Below are 19,608 nucleotides of genomic sequence, written 5' to 3'. Positions count from 1 at the left end.
GACCGCATCATGCCCGGCTCATGGCGTTTCCTGCTGGTACTCGCGTTGTTCGCCGCCAGCATTCCGTTCTGGCCGCTGCAACCCCAACGAACGGTGGCCGAAGCAGCGGCCTCTCCCTGGGGGGCCAGCTATTTCCCCAACATCCCCTTGCTCACTCAGGACGGCGAAAAAGTGCATTTCTTCGACGACCTGATCAAGGACAAGGTGGTCGCCATCAACTTCATCTTTACCGGCTGCTCCGACTCCTGCCCAGTAGAAACCGCTCGCCTGCGCCAGGTACAGAAAATCCTCGGTGACCGGGTCGGCAAAGACATCTTCCTCTACTCCATCAGCATCGACCCCTATAACGACACCCCCGCCACCCTCAAGCGCTATGCCGAAAAGTTCGGCATCGGCCCAGGCTGGACCTTGCTGACCGGCGAACCCGACGACATCGAGCAACTACGCCGCAGCCTGGGGCTGTGGATCGATGGCCTGGAAAACGGCCGCTCCAAAGACCACAACCTGAGCCTCATCATCGGCAACCAGGCCACCGGCCGCTGGATGAAAGCCTCGCCTTTCGAAAGCCCTTACATCCTCGCCGACCGCCTGGGCAACAGCCTGCACAACTGGAAGCAGGCCAGCGCCATGAGCAATGACTACGCTCAGGCTCCGCAAATCCGCTCACCCAGCAGCGGCGAGCAGATATTCCGTACCCGCTGCTCATCCTGCCATACCGTGGGCAACACCGAGCCAGGCCAGCCAGGCATCGGCCCCGACCTGCTGGGCGTGACCCGTCAGCGTGACGCCAACTGGCTGGCCCGCTGGCTCAAGGTGCCCGACCAGATGCTGGCCGAAAAAGACCCCTTGGCCATGCTGCTGTTCGAACAATACAACCGCCTGGCCATGCCCAACATGCGCTTGGGCGATGCCGAAGTCAGCGCATTGATGAGTTACCTCGAAGAGGAAACAGCTCGCCTGCAAACACCCATGGCTAATAGGGAAATCCCCTAAAGGCTATTGGCCACCAGTCATCAGGCTGTCATCTTATTGTCGTATTTTCCGAGCATTACCCAGGGTCGGGAACTATCAGCAGTGATTCGCCGTTCGCTTTCCTCCTCCAGCCTTCTGCGACTGCTGATCCTGATGCTCTGTGCAGCGACCCTGGCCTTTCTCTGGGGGCTGCACGTCACGCAGAAAGCCACCGCCCGACAGGGTGCACTGTCGGCCAAGGCCATCGAGCACCTGAACCTGGCCAGCATCGTGGGCGAAAACCTGCGACAGCTTGTCGACCGCGCCCAGGCGGTGGGTCGTGTTACCCAGGACGACGTGAAAACGCTGCGCCAAGGCAATTTCAGCCTGGTACCCAGCCTGGCCGCAGACCCAGTGTTCAAGCGCTTGAGCCTGTACGACCGACAAGGCCGGCTGCTAGCGGCCAGCCACACCGATGAGGCCGCCGAGTTGCCGGCAGACTGGTTGCACCAACTGCAGAGGCACATTGACCGCTACGGTTTCAAACCTTTCCTGCCGAGCATTCAGCCTGTCAGCCAAAACGCTGCCCCGCCCACTGGGCGCCTGCCCTTCCTGCTGCCGTTGACCAATTCGACCGGCCGGGAAATCGACAACCTTTTGGTGGTGCAATTGGACGTCGGCTACCTGGCGGTGCTGTTCCAGCCTATCGACCTGGGCAACAGTGGCCTGGTGCGTCTGCTGCAGGATGACGGCCTGGAGCGGCTGCGCATCGACAACAGCGGCGTGGTGACTGCGGGCGACCTATTGCAGCCACCGCTGCCGGCACTAAACACCGAAGCGGGCATGCTGACCCAATACGTAGCGGGTGATGCCTACCAAAGCTTGTACCGCCATGTACCCGAGCACGGTTTCAGCGTGGTGGTCAGCCAGCGCCAGGCAGAAATCCTCGCACCCTCGACGCTGGCCTATTCCCGGCAGTTCTGGTTGAACCTGAGCATGACCCTGATGATCCTGGCCAGCCTGCTATGGACCTTGCGCCTGCTGCGCAAGCGCCAGGAGGCCTTCGACGCGCTGGAACATGCCCAGCAGGTCAATCAGCAACTGATCGTGCGCCTGGAGGACGAACACCGGCGCAGCAGCCACGCCGCCGCCACCGACCACCTCAGCGGCCTGCACAACCGCCGCCAGTTCGTCGAAATGGCCAGCCAGGCGCTGACTCGGCAACGTGGCAAGCGCCGACTGATGGCGATCCTGTTCATCGACATGGACCGCTTCAAGTCGATCAACGACTCGCTCGGACACAAGATTGGCGACCTGCTGCTACAGGCTGTGGCCGGGCGTATCCAGCGCCTGCTGGAGCCCGGCGACGAGGCTTCGCGCTTTGGCGGCGACGAATTCGTGGTGCTGCTGGCCGGCGAGCGCAGCGAGGAGCAGATCAACGCCTGGGTCCACGAACTGGTGCAGAAACTGTCGGCCGCGTACGCCCTGGATGGCCAAGAGGTCAACACCAGCCCCAGCGTAGGGGTGAGCATCTGCCCGCGTGATGGCCAGGACATCGACAGCCTGATACGCAGTGCCGATGCTGCAATGTACTCGGCCAAGCAGGCAGGACGCGCGCAGTATCGCTTTTTCGACCCCTCGCTGAACCTGGCCGATGTCCAGGCTTTCACCCTTGAGCAAGCGTTCGGCAGTGCCTTGGCCGAACGTCAGTTCGTGCTGCACTACCAGCCACAGATGCGCCTGGACACCCACCAGGTGTTGGGCTACGAGGCGCTGGTGCGCTGGGACCACCCTGATTTCGGTCTGCTGTACCCGGACCGCTTCATCGGCCTGGCCGAGCGCAGTGGTTTCATTGTCGAACTGGGTTGGGAGGTGCTGCGGCTGGCCTGTGAAGCCTTGTCGAGCTGGAATGCCCAAGGCCGCAAGACACGGCTGGCCGTCAATGTCTCCGCCCTGCAGCTGCGTCAAGCCGACTTCGCTGACCGGCTGTTGAGCAAATTGCAGCATCATGGCATCGCGCCCCAGCAGCTGGAGCTGGAAATTACCGAAACCACCATCCTCGACCCTGAAGGCACGGCGGTGACTCACTTGCATACGTTGCGCGGCGCAGGTTTGGGTATCAGTCTGGACGATTTTGGCCGTGGCTACGCCGGCTTTGCCCACCTGCATTCACTGCCCCTGAGCAAGCTGAAGATCGATCGTTCGCTGATCGCGGCGCTGTCCAACAGCCATGACGACAGCCCTATCGTGTCCTCCACCATCATCCTGGCCAAGCGCCTGGGCCTGGAAGTGGTGGCCGAGGGGGTGGAAACCCGTGAGCAGGTGGTGTACCTGAAGCTTGCCGGCTGCGATATCGCCCAGGGCTACCACTTCAGCCGGCCACTGTCGCTGCCGCAGCTGTGGGCTTACCCGCCCTTCAACGGTGTCGAGGACAAGGCATGCGTGTATTGAGCGCAACGGCAGGCTTGCCGATCGCGTTGGGCAAGGACAGACAACGCATTACGGTTTATCGTGTACCGATCTCACACCGACACCCGCACCATGACCGATATCGAGCGCTACCTTCGCGCCGCCACCCGTGACAACACCCGGCGCAGCTACCAGGCCGCCATCGAGCACTTCGAAAGCCACTGGGGCGGCTTTCTCCCGGCCACCGCCGAAAGTATTGCCCGCTACCTGGCCGATCATGCCGACCAGCATGCAGTCAGCACCCTGCGTCAACGCCTGGCCGCGCTCAGCCAATGGCACGTCGCCCAAGGCTTCCCCGATCCGACCAAGGCGCCGTTGGTGCGTCAGGTGCTACGCGGCATCCGCACCCTGCACCCGACGCCACCCAAACAGGCCGCCCCGCTGTTGCTGCAACACCTGCAAACCGCTGTGACGTGTTTTGAAGAAGAAGCCCGACAAGCCCGCGAGCACCATGATTTGGCAGCCCTGCGCCGGGCTCGCCGTGACAGCGCCTTGCTGTTGCTGGGTTTCTGGCGTGGTTTTCGCGGCGATGAGCTGGCACGCCTGCGCATCGAACACATCCAGGCGCAAGCCGGTGTCGGCATTACGCTTTTCCTGCCGCGCAGCAAGGGCGACCGCGAAGCCTTGGGCGTACAGCACCGCACCCCTGCCCTCAAGGCCTTGTGCCCTGTCACTGCCTACCTGCAATGGCTTGAAGTCGCCGGTATTGCCCATGGGCCGGTGTTCCGCAAACTCGACCGCTGGGGCAACCTTGGCGACAACGCGCTCAACAGCAACAGCCTGGTGGGCCTGCTGCGGCGCATGCTGGAACGCGCCGGGGTGCCGGCGGCACTGTATACCGGCCACTCACTACGGCGTGGCTTCGCCACCTGGGCCACGGCCAATGGTTGGGAGCTGAAGTCGCTGATGAGCTATGTGGGCTGGAAAGACGCCAAGTCGGCGCTGCGCTACATCGACTCGGCGCAGCGTTTTGGCGAACTGGCCGTGCTACCGGCCAGTCAGGTGCAACCGCTTATTCCTTGAAGCTGTACCTGGCGACGCCGCCAATTTCCGGGCGAATGGCATACAGGTCGCCAGCGTCCGGATAATGGTGCAGGTCTTCTGGCGTCATGTCGTAACGCGCGGTACTGATGTACAAGGTGTTCATCCCGGGCCCGCCAAAGCAGCAGCTGGTGGGGCACGGTACTGGCATCAACACCTGGTCGGTCAGGTGCCCGTGGCGGTCGTAGCGCAGCAGGCAGCTGCCATGGTACTGGCACACCCACAGCCCGCCGTCGCGGTCCAGCGCCAGGCCATCCGGCCGGCCCAGTTCGGCGGGGGTTTCGGCAAACAGCGTAACAGCGCCCAGCCGGCCTTCGATGAGGTACTCTGCGCGGTAGATCGCACGCGCCGCCGAGTCGACGAAGTACACCGTGTGGCCGTCCTGAGACCAGGCAAGGCCGGTGGGCAAAGCCATGTCATCGTGGATCACCTGGTCGCTCAATTGCCAGTCAAAACGAAAGAGCGCCCCGGTATTGCCGCTGAGGGCCTCGTCCATCAGGCCGGTGACGAAGCGTCCCTGCGGGTCGCAGGCGCCGTCGTTGAAGCGGTAAGTCGAGCGCGGATGCACTGATGCCGAATGCTGGCTGACCTTGCGTGCTGGCACATCGAAGATGGCCACGCTGGCATCCTCGGTGAAAATCAGGTTACCCCGGTCGGTCAGCGCCAAGGCGCCAATGCGCGCGGCCGACTCGTAAAGGCACTCGACTTCGCCATCGGGTGTCAGGCTGTTGATGCGCCCGCCAGAGATATCGACAAAATACAATACGCCGCTGCGCTCATCCCAGACCAGGCTTTCACCAAGATCCGCGCGCGTGTTGGCAACTTTGACTGGCACGTAATTGCATTCCTTGATGCGGTTCCAGCGCTCGGCCACCTGCGCCAGGTCGCTGGCCTGCACGCGGCCAAGGTCACGAGGGTAGCTGACGCCGCTGTTTTCGTTGAAGCGTGTGGCGGTGAACTGGCCGTTGCTGGCGCGCAAGATGTAACCCGTGTCATGGCACAGCGCACTGGCCAGGTAAAGCACGCCGGGCGTCACCCACTCGGGCTTCAGCTCTTCAGGTGGTTGGCTGATGCCCCACATGCGGGTTTTGGCCACCGGCGAAATGGCATTGACCAGAATACCGTGCTCCTGGCCCTCCATGCTCAGGGCGTTCATGATGCCGACCTGGGCCATCTTGCCCGCGGCATAGGCCACCAGGCCGGGTTGCGCATAGCGCTGGTACATGGCGCGGTCCGAGGTGGTCAATACCACCCGTGGCGCTGCGGAGCGCTTGAGATGTGGCCAGGCATGCTTGGCCAGCCATACGGGGGCCTGCACATTGATGCCCAGGGCACGTTGCAGGAAGGCATCATCCTGGACCTCGATGCGTTGGTAATCGACCCAGCCGGCATTGTGGATCAGGATATCCAGCGCACCGAAATGCTCGATGGCCAACTCGACCAGCTGCTTGCAGCCTTCCTCGCTTTCCAGTTGGCCGGCGTGCCCAACCACTGCGAAGCCTTTGGCACGCATGGCCGCCAGTGCGTGCTCAAGCGGCGAGCCATCTTGCCCTTGCCCCGAACGGTCAGTGCCCAGGTCGCTGATGACTACCCGCGCGCCGCGTTCGGCCAACGCCATGGCATAGGCCAAGCCCAGGCCCTGTGCGGCACCGGTGATGACCGCAACTTTAGTGTGAAAAGGGTCTGTAACGGGCATTTCTGATTACCTTCAGTTCTCCTTTTTACGATATCAACAAAAAAATCAATGACTTAATATTAAAAGCATGCAACTTTGATATCCCTTGGATATCACCAACGAGTCGCCGCGCTGCAGGAATGCTGGATGATCGAAACACGTTTGCTCAGGCAGTTCATCGCCGTGGCCGAAGAGCTGCACTTTCACAAGGCCGCCCAGCGTTTGCACATGGCGCAACCGCCGCTGAGCCAGGCGATCAACCGGCTCGAGGAAAAGCTCGGCTTTGGCCTGCTTCTGCGCAACAAGCGCGGGGTGCGCCTGACCGCAGCGGGTGCAGCGTTTCTCGACACCGCCTACCGCACGCTTGCTGAACTTGAACAAGGGATCGAGTACGCGCGCAACGTTTCGGCGGGCGTCAGCGGCAAATTGACCATCACAGCCATTTCCATCGCTTATTACGACTCGCTGCTCAACCGCTTGCGCCGCTTTCGGGAGACTTATCCGAACGTGCAACTGACCATCCGCGAGATGCCATCCGCCTCCCAGGCCAAGGCCTTGCTGGCCGGTGAGGCGGATATCGGCTTCATGCGCAGGCTACCGCTGCCGGCCGGCACCCTGGAGGCACGCTTGCTGCTTGATGAGCAGATCGTCATGGCGCTGCCCGCCAGCCATCCAAAGGCGCGGCACGAGGCCGTCGACCTGCGCGAGTTTGCCGATGAGGATTTCGTGTTCACCCCACAAGCGCTGGGCGGGGGCTACCACGCGCAGTTGGTTGCGTTGTGCGAAGCGGCCGGGTTCTACCCCAAGGTCGTGCAGGAGGCGGCGCAGATCCACACCCTGCTGGGCCTGGTGGCCTGCGGCTTTGGCGTGGCCCTGGTGCCGGCGTCGTTCGTCCACTCAACCCCGCGCGAACGCGTGCAGTTTTGCCCCATCCGCCCTATCGATGGCCAGCCCGCCCCAGGGCTTGGGCTGTACATGAAATGGAACGCCCAGAATGCTTCGCCAGCGCTGGCCAACTTCATTGCCATGTTCGAGACACAGCAATAAGGCCATTTCTACAGGGTGTTCAGCCTCGTTTCGCGCAGCGCCACAGCCGACCGATATCACAAGCCCTGGCCTGCAACAGCTCGGCTGCATCTGCACACGCCTGCTCCAGGCTCATCGGTCCACTGGCCAGTGCAAATGCAGCGTCGACCCCATGGGCATACAACTGCTGATACCCCTCCCCCAAGGTCCCGGCCAGTACCACCACCGGCACGCCATGGCGCTTGGCAACCCGCGCCACCCCCATCGGCGTCTTGCCGCGCAGTGTCTGGGCATCGAAACGCCCCTCGCCCGTCACCACCAGATCTGCCCCTTGTGCCAGGGCGTCAAGGCCAGCCAGCTCAGCCACGACTTCCACCCCAGGGCGGAACTGCGCGTCCATGAATGCCCGGGCAGCGAAGCCCATGCCACCGGCCGCACCACAACCAGGGTAATCGCGCACATCCGCGCCCAACAGCAGCGCACAATGGTCGGCAAAATGATTCAGCGCGTGGTCCAGCGCCTCCACTTGCTGCGGGTTGGCACCTTTCTGCGGGCCGAAGATCGCCGATGCGCCGTTGGCGCCACACAATGGGTTGTCGACATCCGCCGCGACTTCAAACTGCACCCCGGCCAGGCGCGGGTCGAGACCGCTGGCGTCGATACGGGCCAGCTTGGCCAAGGCCAGGCCGCCCTCTTCCAGCGCTTGCCCGTCAGCATCCAGCAGGCGCAGGCCAAGCGCTCGCAACATGCCACTGCCGGCATCGTTGGTGGCGCTGCCACCGATGGCCAGCACCACACGCTGAGCGCCGGCGTCGAGGGCTGCGGCAATCAGCTCACCGGTCCCCCAGGTGCTGCTGCGGCAGGCATCGCGCTGGCCGGTTGGCACCCGTTGCAAGCCACTGGCCTGGGCCATTTCGATGATTGCGGTGCGACTTTGCGGCAACCAGCCCCAGCCGGCCTCGACGTGCTGCCCCAATGGCCCGCGCACGGCCTGGCGGCGCAGTTCACCCTGGCTGGCGGCCAGGATCGCCTCCATGGTGCCTTCGCCACCGTCGGCCATTGGGCACTCGACCAGTTCAGCCTCGGGCCACACTTCGCTCAGGCCCGCAGCGATGGCGCGGGCGACACCGGCAGCGTCGAGGCTGTCCTTGAACGAGTCGGGGGCAATGACGATTTTCATGGGGTTTCTCCTGTCCTGATGAGCGGCATGCTGACAGGTGGCTGCCCAGGTGGCCTCGGTCAAATGCACAAAACGCCGGCCGGGTTGTTTGGGCAGATGCCTTTTTGCCTGTTCTGGCCCAATCGCCGGCAAGTGAATACCTCAGTCAGCTGGCAACAGCTGCAACCCCAGATACAAGCTAAGCATCCCTTCCAGGCGCAGCGGGTCGACCTCACCCAGCTCGGCTATTCGCTCCAGTCGATAGCGCAGGCTGTTGCGGTGGATGCCCAGGGCATCGGCACAGGACTGGCTCTGGCCGTCATGTGCACACCAGGCGCGCAGGGTGGTGAGTAACTGGCCACTGCTGTCCTTGGCGCGGATGCGCTGCAAAGGCTCCAGCAGCTCGTCCAGCGCATCGTCGTTACGGTGGCGCCACAGCAGCGCCGGCAGCCGGTAGCGCTGCAGGCTGAGCAATCGTTCGCTGGGCAACACTTCGCGGCCATAGGCCAGCAAGTCACGCACCCGGCGGTAACCACGGCGTAACTGCTCCAGGCTCTGCGCTGCACTGCCCAGGGCCAGTCGCTCAATGTTCCAGCCTTGGCGTTGCAGGCGTTCCAGCAGGCGCAGTTCATCCAGTGCCACGCCTGCCGGGCGGCACCACAGCAACGACTGGCGGGCCGGGCTGACGCACCAGCTATCCGGATAACGGCTCATCAACCATGCGGCCAGCGCCTCGGCAGGTGGCCCCGACGTAATCTCGAACAGGCACGGTATCCGCGGTAGTTGAGGTTTCAGGCCCAACTGACGGGCTTCGTCCAGCAAGCGCGGCGAGTTACCGCTGCCGCCGAGCAATAGCGCCAGCAGGTCGTCACAGCGCTGCCTTCGCCATTGCTGGTCAGCCTGTAAATTGCGTTGGGCCAGCAGCATTTCGGCGGTCATGCGCACCAGCTCGCCATAGGTGCGCACCTGCTGCGGGTCGCCGGTCAGGCCCAACACGCCCATCAGCCGCCCATCGAGCATCAATGGCAGGTTCACACCGGGCTGCACGCCCTTCAGGCACTTGGCCGCGTCAGTATCCAGCTCGACGATCCGGCCATTGGCCAAGACCAGCTGCGCCCCCTCGTGACGGGTGTTGATGCGCTCAGGCTCACCACTGCCCAGGATCAACCCTTGGCTGTCCATGACATTGACGTTGCAAGGCAAGATGGCCATTGCCCGGTCAACGATATCCTGCGCCAGGTCATGGTCGAGTTCGAACATTGCGGGGTCCTTTAGGTGTTTGGCTTTTGGGCTCGGGCACAGCAGCCTGGGCCAAGCGCTGTGCAAAAGCACAAAGACAGGCTAGCCGCAGTCCCCGAGACTCGTCAGGGCGAGCGCCGGAACAGGCGACGCGGCGAAAACCATAACAACAGAGAACCCGATCATGGCACACAGCCCCGCCCCTGACCAAGGCACGGACACCACCCGCAACGCGCTGTACCGGCGCATCACCTTGCGGCTGATTCCGTTCATTTTCATCTGCTACCTGTTCAACTACCTGGACCGCGTCAACGTCGGCTTTGCCAAGCTGCAGATGCTCGACGCCCTTAAATTCAGCGAAACGGTGTACGGCCTTGGCGCCGGCATCTTCTTCATCGGCTATGTACTGTGTGGCCTGCCAAGCAACCTGGCCCTCAATCGCTTCGGCCCACGGCGCTGGATCGCGCTGATGATGATCGCCTGGGGCAGCCTGTCCACCTGCCTGCTGTTCGTCACCACCCCTACCGAGTTCTACACCCTGCGCCTGCTCACCGGCGCTGCCGAAGCCGGCTTCTTCCCGGGTGTGGTGCTGTACCTCTCGCGCTGGTTCCCGGCGGCCCGGCGCGGCCGCATCATGGCCCTTTTCATGTCGGCGATCCCGGTATCGGGCCTGCTTGGCGGGCCGTTCTCCGGCTGGATCCTCGAACATTTCGCCGCCGGCCAGCACGGCCTGGCCGGCTGGCAGTGGATGTTCCTGATCCAGGGCCTGCCGACCGTGGCCTTGGGCGTACTGGCGGTGTTCCTGCTCAGTGACGGCTACCAGAAAGCCGCCTGGCTGAGCCCGGCTGAACGTCAGCTGATCGCTGCCGACCTGCAGGCCGATGCTGCAAGCAAACCGAGCACCACCAGCGACAGCGTGCTGGCCGTGTTGACCAACCCGCTGATCTGGACCTTCGGCTTCGTCTACTTCTGCATCCAGAGCGGCGTGTACGCGATCAACTTCTGGCTACCCTCGATCATCAAGAGCATGGGCTTCGACAACCCGCTGCTGATCGGCTGGCTCAGCGCCATCCCGTACCTGCTGGCAGGTGTGTTCATGATCCTTTGCGGGCGCTCAGCCGACCTGCGCAACGAGCGCCGCTGGCACCTGGTGGTGCCAATGCTGATGGGCGCCGTCGGCCTGCTGATTGCGGTGAACTTCGCCGGCAACCCGAGCATTGCCATTCTTGGCTTGTCGATCGCCACCATGGGCGCGCTTACCGGTTTGCCGATGTTCTGGCCAATGCCGACTGCGCTGCTCAGTGCCGGAGCCGCCGTGGCAGGTCTGGCGATCATCAACTCGGTAGGCCAGATGGCGGGGTTTCTCAGCCCGTACCTGGTAGGGTTCATCAAGGACCAGACCGGTTCAACCGATGCCGCACTGTATTCGCTCGCGGCGTTGATCGTATTGGGTAGCCTGGTGGCCTTGCGTGTAACGCGAGCGGGTTCGCTGAGTACTGCACGGGTGAGTTGAGGCATTCGCAGGCTTGCCCACGCCCACAGGTTTCAAGCCTGTGGGCGCGGGCAAGCCTGCAATGAGGCCCACCCAAGCCGCACCAAATCCACACCCGCCACCGATCGTCAGCTCAACGCATCCCCTTCCCGCCCCAGGCGTCAAATGGTTCCAAAGGCCCCTTTGGAGAAGCCCCATGACCCAGTACGCCGTGGCCCGCTTGGCCCAGCTCGACGAGCACCGCCCCCTGCGCGTCCAGGCCGGCAACGAAGAACTCATCCTCATCCGCCAGGGCGATCAGGTACACGCCTACCAGGGCAACTGCCCCCACGCAGGCGCCCCCCTTGATGAAGGCGTGGTGTGCGGGGGTTTGCTGGTCTGCCCTTGGCACAAAGCTGCGTTCGCCGTTGACGATGGCGTGGTTTGTGAGCCGCCTGCACTCGCCGACCTGCGCCGCTACAAGGCGTGGATCAAGGGCGATGAAGTCTGGGTCGATGACCAGCCCCTACCGGCCAGCGAACCGCCCAGGCACAGCGATGCCCGCTGTTTCGTGGTGGTCGGCGCCGGTGCCGCCGGCAGCGCCGCCGTCGCCACCCTGCTGGCGCATGGCTTCGCGGGCAGGCTGGTATGGATCGATCAGGAGCGCCAGCCGGCCTACGATCGCACAGCACTGAGCAAATTCGTGATTGCCGGGCAGATGCCACCCGATGAGGTCCCCGCGCTGCTCGAAGCCGACGCCCTGCGCAAGGGCCAACTGCAGCGCAAGCACGGCAAGGTGCGCACCCTGAACAGCCAGAAGCGCCAGGTCACCCTCGCCGATGGTCAGCAGATCGATTACGACGCCTGCCTGCTGGCAACCGGCGGTAAAGCACTGCGCCCAGACATTCCCGGTGCCGACCTGCCCGGGGTGTTCACCCTCCGCTCACTGGAAGATGCTGCACAGTTGCTCGACGCAGCCGAGCCTGGCCAACCGGTGGTCATCGTCGGTGACGGCTTCATCGGCCTGGAGGCAGCCTCGGCATTGCGCAAGTATGGCGTGCAGGTGCACGTGGTCTCGCGCCACGAAGTCCCTCTGATCCGACAGTTGGGCGAGCGTATCGGGCGCTGCATTCGCGCGCTGCATGAACGAAAAGGCATTACCTTCCACGGCCCCACCGAGGTCGAGCGGATCGAAGGCCTGGACAAGGTCGAAGTGGTGCAACTGGCCAATGGTGAACGGCTGCAGACCCCCTTGGTGCTGTTCGGCACCGGGGTAAAACCCGCCACCGCTTTCCTTCAAGGGGTGCCGCTTGGCGAAGACAAATCGGTGAGGGTCGACGCCGAAATGCGCGCAGCTGACGGTTTGTGGGCCGCAGGTGACATTGCCACCTTCCCGCTCACGGGGCGCCCGGTGCGCATCGAGCACTGGCGTCTGGCCCAGCAACACGGGGTTATCGCCGCCGCCAACATGCTTGGCGAACAACGCCGTTATGCCGATGTACCGTTTTTCTGGACCTACCAGCATGGCCGTACCTATGAAGTGCTAGGCCATGCCAGGGACTGGAACCGGATCGAATTCGTCGGTGAGCCGGAAAACGGCGATTTTGTTGCCCTGCAGTGTATGGATGAACGCGTCGAGGCCGTTATCGCCAAGGGTCACTCCGATGCCATGGCGACGCTGTCGCAACGCCTGAAGCGCCCCTTGAGCCTGCAGGAGGCTTTGGCGCTCATTGGCTGAGGGGTGCCTTTCAATGCATCCCGGTTGTGTGTAAAACAGGCAGGTCAGCCGACTGCATAAGGACCCACGCGCATGATCTACCGCCCCCTCGGCCACAGTGGCCTGCAGGTTTCCGCCCTTACCCTGGGCAGCATGATGTTCGGCGAGCAGACCCGTACCGAGGATGCCCTGCGCATTATCGACAAGGCCTGGGACCAAGGCATCAACTTCATCGACACCGCCGACGTTTACAACGCCGGGCGCTCGGAAGAAATCGTCGGTGAAGCCGTGGCGCGCCATCGCCATGACTGGGTCGTCGCCAGCAAGGTCGGCTTCGGCCCGGCCGACGGCCTGCCTAACCGCAGCGGGTTGTCGCGCAAGCACATCTTCAATGCCGTGGATGCCACGCTGACCCGCATGGGTATGGACTACCTGGACATCTACTACCTGCACCGCGAAGACCACAAGGTACCGCTGGAAGAGACCGTGCAGGCCATTGGCGACTTGTTGCGCCAGGGCAAGATCCGCTACTGGGGGGTGTCCAATTTCCGTGGCTGGCGCATTGCCGAGGTCTGCCATGTTGCCGAGCGCCTTGGTGTGCCCAGGCCGGTAGTCAGCCAGCCGCTGTACAACATCGTCAACCGCCAGGCCGAGCCCGAACAGCTCACGGCCGCCGCCGCCCATGGTCTGGGCGTCGTACCCTTCAGCCCGCTGGCCCGGGGCGTGCTCAGCGGCAAGTATGCGCCGGGCGCGGTGCCGGACGCCGGCAGCCGCGCAGGGCGACAGGACAAACGCATCATGGAAGTGGAGTGGCGCCAGGAGTCGCTGACTATTGCCCGGCAGATTCAGACGTACGCAGAGGCCAAGGGGGTGGGTATTGTCGAATTCGCCATTGCCTGGGTGTTGAATAACCAATGGGTCAGTTCGGCGATTGTCGGGCCGCGGACCGAGGAACAGTGGGATACCTATGGCGGCGCATTGGCGGTGAAGATTACCGCGGAGGATGAGGCGTTCATCGATTCGTTGGTGACGCCAGGGCATGCGTCCACGCCGGGCTTCAATGACGTGGCGCATTATGTGAGTGGGCGGCTGACGCGCAGCTGACGCATTGGGGAGCCCTGAGCCGGGCTCCCGGTCCCCCCTTTCCCCAATCACCTCGGTATCGTGCGCACCATTGGTTTTCCACCTCTGGAGCTGCAATGAAACTCTTGCAACCGCTGCAAATCGGCCCCCTCACCCTGCCCAACCGTGTATTCATGGCCCCCCTCACCCGCCTGCGCAGCCTGGAGCCGGGTGATGTACCCACCGCGCTGATGGCCGAGTACTACCGTCAGCGCGCCAGTGCTGGCCTGATCATCACTGAAGCCACGCAAATCTCCTTCCAGGCCAAGGGCTATTCTGGCTCGCCCGGCATTCACAGCACCGAGCAGATCGCTGCCTGGAAGCACATCAACCAAGGCATCCATGCCGATGGTGGCCACAGCGCCGTGCAGGTGTGGCACACCGGGCGGGTGTCGCATACCTCGCTGCAACCTGGCGGCGAGGCCCCCGTGGCCCCTTCGGCGCTGCCGGCGGACGCACGCACCACCCTGCGTGATGCGCAAGGCAACCTGACGCGCGTGGAAACCTCCGCACCCCGGGCACTCAGCGAAGCGGAGATCGCTGGCATCGTCGCCGACTTTGGCCAGGCCGCGATCAACGCCTGTGAAGCCGGCTTCGACTTCATCGAGTTGCACGCCGCCCACGGTTACCTGCTGCACCAGTTCCTCACCCCCAGTGCCAACCAGCGCGAAGACCGCTACGGCGGCAGCGTTGAAAACCGTGCGCGCATTGTGCTGGAGGCGGTGGATGCGGCCATTGCCAACTGGAGCGCCGACCGGGTCGGTATTCGCGTGTTCCCGCTGGGTGGTTTCAATGGTGTGGACAATGGCGAAGACCAGGAAGCCGCCGGCCTGTACCTGATCCGCGAACTGGCCAAGCGCAACCTCGCCTACCTGCACCTGTCCGAGCCGGACTGGGCCGGCGGCAAGCCACTGCGTGACGAGTTCCGCCAGGCCATTCGCGCCGCCTACCCCGGGGTGATCATCGCGGCCGGTGCCTATACCGCCGAGAAAGGCGAAGACCTCATCGGGCGGGGTTTGATCGATGCCGTGGCGTTCGGGCGCGCCTACATTGCCAACCCCGACCTGGTGGAGCGTCTGCGGCTGCAAGCGCCGTTGAATGAGCACCGGGCGAAGTTCGATTATGCCAATGGGCCTGAGGGGTATACGGATTATCCGTTCCTGAAGCAGGCTTGATGCAAAAACGGGCGCTCTTGCGGGCGCCCTTTTTTTTTTCGTGTCAGCCCAGTTCAGCCAACGCCTGCGCTGCATAGGCATGTGACCGCTGCCGCGCCAGCGGGTCATGGATGCGGCAGTCGATCATCAGCTCGTCCGCCCCGGTCTGCTCAATCAGCGAGCGCAGCCCTTCCCTCACCCGTTCAGGCCCTCCGGCTACGGTGCAGGCCATCACCTGCTCGAGCACGGCGCGCTCGTGTTCCGGCAAGCGTTCGATGTAACCCTCTTGCGGCTTGGGCAGCAAGCCAAAGCGCCCGACATGCAGGTCCAGCATCCACTTGCGGTGGGAGCTGGCCAGGTAGTCCGCCTCAGCATCGCTGGCAGCGGCGAACAGGTTCATGCCAACCATCACATACGGTTTGGCCAGTTGCGCGGAAGGCTGGAAGTTGGCGCGGTAATGGGCAATGGCCTGCAGCAGGTAACGCGGGGCAAAGTGCGAGGCGAAGGCATAAGGCAGGCCCAGCTTCGCCGCCAGGTCAGCACCGAACAGGCTGGAACCGAGGATCCACACCGGCACATCGTGCGCACCCGGTACGCCGCGCACCCGGCGTTTGCCGTTGTCCGCCAGGTAATCACGCAGCTCGGCGATGTCCTGGCTGAAATCTCGCTCTGGCGCGGCGCCGCGCAATGCACGCACGGTCGGCCCGGACGTGCCTGGCGCACGGCCCAGGCCCAGGTCGATACGGCCCGGGTGCAATGTATCGAGGGTGCCAAACTGTTCGGCCACCACCAACGGCGCATGGTTGGGCAGCATGATGCCGCCAGCCCCAACACGAATGTGTCGGGTGGCATTGGCGATTTCGTTGATCACCAGCGAAGTGGCAGCCGAGCCAATGCCCGGCATGTCATGGTGCTCGGCGATCCAGTAGCGGCTGTAGTGCTGTTGCTCGACATGCCGCGCCAGCTGGCGGGATTCTTCGATCGCATCGGCGAAGGTCTTGCCTTCGCCGATCATGACCAGATCCAGTACGGACAGTGCAGTCATGGGGTCTCCAGAGGGATTATCAATGGCTGCCAGTTTCCATGCTGCGCCGCCAGCGATAAACCCAGTTTCAGGCCCGGCATAGGGGCCTGGCATTCCCCAATCAGTATTCCCAAGGCACGCCCGGCTCCCAGCTGGCCACCAACAAGTCGATGAAGCCGCGTACCCGAGGGGACAGGTGGCGCTTGCTTGGGTAGACGATGCGAATGGGGTCTGCCGGGGGGCGGTAGGCGTGCAGTACCTCCACCAGATTGCCAGCGCGCAGGTCGTCACCGGTGATATAGGTAGGCAGGTGAATCAGACCGAAACCGGCCCGGGCGCCGTCAAGCATGGCCTCGGAACTGTCGATGTTCAGCCGCCCGGGATCTTCGCACAGGTGCAGCCCCGCTTCTGTGTGAAAGCGCCAGGGCATGGCCTTCTCGCCCGCCAGGAAGGCAATCTTGTCATGACCATAGAGGTCGCCGGGCATCTGCGGCACACCGCGCTTCTCCAGATACGCAGGCGATGCACAGGTCACGAACTGCTGCCAGGCGACGGTGCGCGTCAGCAATTGCGAGTCTTCCTTAGGTGCACCGATGCGCACGGCGACGTCCACGCCCTCTTCGACCAGATCAACGAAACGGTCGGTGAAGCGGATATCCGCCCGCAGTTCGGGCCATTGCTTGAGGTACTGGTCGAGGATAGGCAATACATGGCGCTGCCCGAGCGACAGCGGTGCGGTCAGGCGCAGGGTGCCAGTGGGCTTGCCGCGGCGCAGGGCCATGGTGCTTTCGACCTCGTCCAGGTCATCCAGAATCTGCCGCCAGCGCTCGAACGCCACCAGGCCTTCATCGGTCAGGCTCAGCTTGCGCGTAGTGCGGTTGAGCAGGCGCACCGCCATGCGGGCTTCCAGGCGGGCGATGCTCTTGCCCACCGCTGAACGCGTCAGGCCCAGGCTGGCAGCCGCAGCGGTGAAGCTGCCGGCCTTCGCGGCGCTGACGAAAGCGGCGATGTCGCCGAAGCGGTTGGGTTCCATGGTGTTTTCCTGACGCTGATCGAACCGCCATAGATGGGTGCGATTTCAGGCAATGCAAGGTTCCTGATCTAGTGGGGCTGCCTTGCAGCTTCCGTCTGCCCGAGGTAGCGATCGGTCCAGTTAGCCAGCGGCAGTGGCGGCTGCTGGTCGACAATGCGTTGCCAGATAAGCATCAGCTCTTGAGCGTTGAACAGCGAGCCAGGCCCGCTGCCTCGCCACGGCGAAGGTACACCGACCCTCCACTGCCCTTGATGATCGCGCTGAGCCATGTTGAAACGGAAGGTGTAATTCCCCGGGATACCCATGCGCAGGTCGGTGACCACCAGTGCGTCGCCAATCTGGTCATAACGCAGCCAGTCATCGGTGAACCAGCGCAAGCGCTGGTGCAAAGGGTCATTGTTCAGTGCTTGCGCCAGTTCCAGATTGCGCGACAAGCGTTGCATTTCGGGGGGTTGCTGGTCGAGCACGCTGCTGATGCCTTCGTAATAATCGCCATCCGGGGTCTTGGCCAACACCCGCCAGACCAGGCTGTTGAATGCCATCGGCACGGCACGCACCTCGCTCACGACGATACCTTGCTGGTCCAGTGCCGACTGGAAACGCTGCTCGGCAGCCATGCGCCCCGCCAGGCCGAAACCCAGGTAGCAGGTACTGAACACCAGGGCCATGGTCAGCAGGCGGGTAGCCCTGCGGGTCACGCCCTTCATGAGGGTGAAGACCACCGCAGCCAGCAGCGGCACGGTGTAGACCGGGTCGATAATGAACACCGCCGCCCAGCTTTCAGGGGTGGTGTGCAAAGGCCAGAACAACTGCGTGCCGTAAACCGTGAAGGCGTCGAGCACCGGATGGGTTACCAATACCAGCCAGAACGCCAAAAAAAGCCTGGGCAAGGTATACCCCTTTCCGGGCCAGCGCTTGTTGACCAGCCAGGCCAACAGCAAGGCCAGGCCGGTGAGCACGAACAACGAGTGGGAGAAGCCGCGATGATAAGTCATCTGCGACACCGGGTCGGCATAGCGAATGATCACATCCAGGTCCGGCAGCGTGCCCAGTGCTGCACCGTACAGCAGCGAGCGTCGGCCCTGGATGCGCCCGAGCACGGTCCCTTGCAGCGCCGCGCCAAGTACGGCTTGGGTGATGGAGTCCAAGGTGGGGATTCCTGAAAGAGTCGTTTCCGCACGCTACCCCCATACACCCCTGATGCGCAATTCTCCTGAATGGCTCAGAACAGCTGCCAGGTGTACACCAGCGTCAGGCGGTTCTCGTCGATATCACTGCGGTAGTTGGAGCGCGCCATGGCATTCCTCACCCGAATCCCCAACCCTTTCAGTGCCCCGCTCTGCACCGCATAGCCGATATCCAGATCACGCTCGCGATCACGCCCCTCGTAACCCAGCCCGGTATCGACATTGTTACCGGTTATGTAGCGCACGGTCGCTGTCAGGCCCGGCACGCCCATGGCGGCGAAGTTGTAGTCGTAACGCACCTGGTACGAGCGTTCGTCGGTGTAGGCAAACTCATAGGTCGGCACCTCGTTGCCCAACGGCGAGATGTTGGCGAATACCCGTGGGAACGGGCTATCGCCATAAATGCCCTGGTAGCCGGCATGGAAGCTGTGCCCGCCGTGCCGGGCAGTGAACAGCGAGAAGAACGCCTGGTTGTCGATGTTGCCCAGCAGCGCATCGCCTTGCTCACGCGCGGTGAAATACCCCAGGTTGGCGCTGAGTACCCAGTCCCCGACGGGTTTGCTGTGCTTCAGGCCAACAAAGCCTTGTTGGTAGATGTCCTCCAGCTGACCGTACCAAAGGCTGACGCTGCTCTGGTTGGCATTGAACGCATAGTCCCCACCCACATAGTTGAACGCGTCGCTTTCGGCCTGTCGCATCGGCACATGGCCAAGCATCGCGTTCATCTTGCCGTCGCCACCTTCGTTGCGCAGGTGGGTACTTTTCAAGTGCCCGGCCTGCATAGCCAGCCCGTCGATTTCCGACGAACTCAAACTCAGGCCCTGATAGGTGGGTGGCAACAGGCGAATATCACTAAAGGTCAGCACCGGCAGGTTCGGTTGCAGTTCACCTGCACGCAGTTCGGTTTTTGATATCCGGGCCTTGAAGGTCGGCGCCAGGCGGCTGTACTCATCGGCAGCACGGCCGTCGCCATGCACCGGCAACAGGCCGGTGTTGGTGCGGTCTGGACTGCTGTCCAGCTTGATGCCCAGCAAGCCCAGGGCGTCCACGCCAAAACCGACCGGGCCCGGGGTGTAGCCACTTTTGAAGTCGAGGATGAAACCCTGGGCCCACTCCTCGACCTTGGACTGTTTGTTGGCCCCGACAATGTCGGAAAAATCGCGGCTGAAGTAGTAGTTACGGGCACTCAGGGTGGCCTTCGAGTCCTCGAAGAAGCCGCCTTCGGCAGCCAGCAGTGGCTGGCTGAGCAATGTCAGGCCCAGGGCAACGCAAGGGGTGTGGTTCATTCCGAAGCTCTCTTGATCTTGTTTTTATGGGTAAAGCGTTGGAAACACGGCAGT

The 19,608-nt window shown here is 63.2% G+C and carries 15 protein-coding genes and 1 pseudogene; 8 read left to right on the top strand and 8 right to left on the bottom strand.

Features of this window, described 5'->3' with window-relative positions; genetic code table 11:
- Window positions 1–9: 9 nt before the first annotated feature.
- From ACF8Q6_RS17265 to ACF8Q6_RS17255, 3 genes are all read left to right on the top strand, one after another.
- Complete coding sequence (locus ACF8Q6_RS17265; RefSeq protein WP_121783519.1) at window positions 10–993, top strand: SCO family protein; 984 nt, start codon at window positions 10–12, stop codon at window positions 991–993.
- 81 nt (window positions 994–1,074) lie between these two features.
- Window positions 1,075–3,402 carry a putative bifunctional diguanylate cyclase/phosphodiesterase gene (locus ACF8Q6_RS17260; protein WP_392491798.1) on the top strand — a complete coding sequence of 776 codons (2,328 nt, stop codon included), beginning with the start codon at window positions 1,075–1,077 and terminating at the stop codon, window positions 3,400–3,402.
- Between the two features lie 60 nt (window positions 3,403–3,462).
- Window positions 3,463–4,443 carry a site-specific integrase gene (locus tag ACF8Q6_RS17255; RefSeq protein ID WP_082423740.1) on the top strand — a complete coding sequence of 327 codons (981 nt, stop codon included), beginning with the start codon at window positions 3,463–3,465 and terminating at the stop codon, window positions 4,441–4,443.
- Here the strand turns inward: ACF8Q6_RS17255 and ACF8Q6_RS17250 are convergent.
- Together ACF8Q6_RS17250 and ACF8Q6_RS17245 are read right to left on the bottom strand one after the other, a co-directional pair.
- Window positions 4,433–5,542 carry an SMP-30/gluconolactonase/LRE family protein gene (locus tag ACF8Q6_RS17250; protein ID WP_392491922.1) on the bottom strand — a complete coding sequence of 370 codons (1,110 nt, stop codon included), beginning with the start codon at window positions 5,540–5,542 and terminating at the stop codon, window positions 4,433–4,435. The genes ACF8Q6_RS17255 and ACF8Q6_RS17250 overlap by 11 nt on opposite strands.
- Window positions 5,543–5,548: 6 nt before the next feature.
- A pseudogene (locus tag ACF8Q6_RS17245) lies at window positions 5,549–6,157 on the bottom strand (SDR family NAD(P)-dependent oxidoreductase); the annotation flags it as partial.
- A 126-nt stretch (window positions 6,158–6,283) separates the two neighbouring features.
- Between ACF8Q6_RS17245 and ACF8Q6_RS17240 the strand changes: the two are divergent.
- A complete protein-coding gene (locus ACF8Q6_RS17240) occupies window positions 6,284–7,183 on the top strand; it encodes a LysR family transcriptional regulator (protein ID WP_392491797.1) in 900 nt (299 codons plus the stop codon).
- 19 nt (window positions 7,184–7,202) lie between these two features.
- Here the strand turns inward: ACF8Q6_RS17240 and ACF8Q6_RS17235 are convergent, their stop codons facing one another.
- On the bottom strand, window positions 7,203–8,342 hold the full coding sequence (locus tag ACF8Q6_RS17235; RefSeq protein ID WP_392491795.1) for a glycerate kinase: 1,140 nt from the start codon (window positions 8,340–8,342) through the stop codon (window positions 7,203–7,205).
- 141 nt (window positions 8,343–8,483) lie between these two features.
- Window positions 8,484–9,581 (bottom strand): sugar diacid recognition domain-containing protein, encoded by a 1,098-nt coding sequence (locus ACF8Q6_RS17230; protein ID WP_392491794.1) that lies wholly within the window; start codon window positions 9,579–9,581, stop codon window positions 8,484–8,486.
- A gap of 163 nt (window positions 9,582–9,744) precedes the next feature.
- Here ACF8Q6_RS17230 and ACF8Q6_RS17225 point away from each other — a divergent pair, with 163 nt between their 5' ends.
- The 4 genes from ACF8Q6_RS17225 to ACF8Q6_RS17210 all read left to right on the top strand — a co-directional run bounded on the left by ACF8Q6_RS17225 (window position 9,745) and on the right by ACF8Q6_RS17210 (window position 15,045).
- Complete coding sequence (locus ACF8Q6_RS17225; protein ID WP_004374354.1) at window positions 9,745–11,073, top strand: MFS transporter; 1,329 nt, start codon at window positions 9,745–9,747, stop codon at window positions 11,071–11,073.
- Window positions 11,074–11,248: 175 nt separating this feature from the next.
- The gene (locus ACF8Q6_RS17220; RefSeq protein WP_392491792.1) at window positions 11,249–12,769 is read left to right on the top strand and encodes an FAD-dependent oxidoreductase; all 1,521 of its coding nucleotides are present in this window, start codon (window positions 11,249–11,251) and stop codon (window positions 12,767–12,769) included.
- Between the two features lie 72 nt (window positions 12,770–12,841).
- Window positions 12,842–13,852, top strand: a complete 1,011-nt coding sequence (locus ACF8Q6_RS17215) for an aldo/keto reductase (protein ID WP_392491790.1) — start codon at window positions 12,842–12,844, stop codon at window positions 13,850–13,852.
- A gap of 95 nt (window positions 13,853–13,947) precedes the next feature.
- A complete protein-coding gene (locus ACF8Q6_RS17210; RefSeq protein ID WP_014756675.1) occupies window positions 13,948–15,045 on the top strand; it encodes an alkene reductase in 1,098 nt (365 codons plus the stop codon).
- A 43-nt stretch (window positions 15,046–15,088) separates the two neighbouring features.
- Here the strand turns inward: ACF8Q6_RS17210 and ACF8Q6_RS17205 are convergent, their stop codons facing one another.
- The 4 genes from ACF8Q6_RS17205 to ACF8Q6_RS17190 all read right to left on the bottom strand — a co-directional run bounded on the left by ACF8Q6_RS17205 (window position 15,089) and on the right by ACF8Q6_RS17190 (window position 19,554).
- Window positions 15,089–16,069, bottom strand: coding sequence for an LLM class flavin-dependent oxidoreductase (locus ACF8Q6_RS17205; RefSeq protein ID WP_392491788.1), 981 nt, complete (start codon window positions 16,067–16,069; stop codon window positions 15,089–15,091).
- A gap of 100 nt (window positions 16,070–16,169) precedes the next feature.
- On the bottom strand, window positions 16,170–17,081 hold the full coding sequence (locus ACF8Q6_RS17200) for a LysR family transcriptional regulator (RefSeq protein WP_004374343.1): 912 nt from the start codon (window positions 17,079–17,081) through the stop codon (window positions 16,170–16,172).
- 68 nt (window positions 17,082–17,149) lie between these two features.
- The gene (locus ACF8Q6_RS17195) at window positions 17,150–18,229 is read right to left on the bottom strand and encodes a metal-dependent hydrolase (protein WP_392491786.1); all 1,080 of its coding nucleotides are present in this window, start codon (window positions 18,227–18,229) and stop codon (window positions 17,150–17,152) included.
- Window positions 18,230–18,303: 74 nt separating this feature from the next.
- Window positions 18,304–19,554 carry an OprD family porin gene (locus ACF8Q6_RS17190; RefSeq protein ID WP_392491785.1) on the bottom strand — a complete coding sequence of 417 codons (1,251 nt, stop codon included), beginning with the start codon at window positions 19,552–19,554 and terminating at the stop codon, window positions 18,304–18,306.
- Window positions 19,555–19,608: the final 54 nt, after the last annotated feature.

It is taken from the genome of Pseudomonas sp. GLN_2, assembly GCF_043106005.1.
Lineage (GTDB): Bacteria > Pseudomonadota > Gammaproteobacteria > Pseudomonadales > Pseudomonadaceae > Aquipseudomonas > Aquipseudomonas alloputida.
Note: the sequence above shows the minus strand (reverse complement) of the source record. Positions and strands in the feature narration are given on the sequence as shown.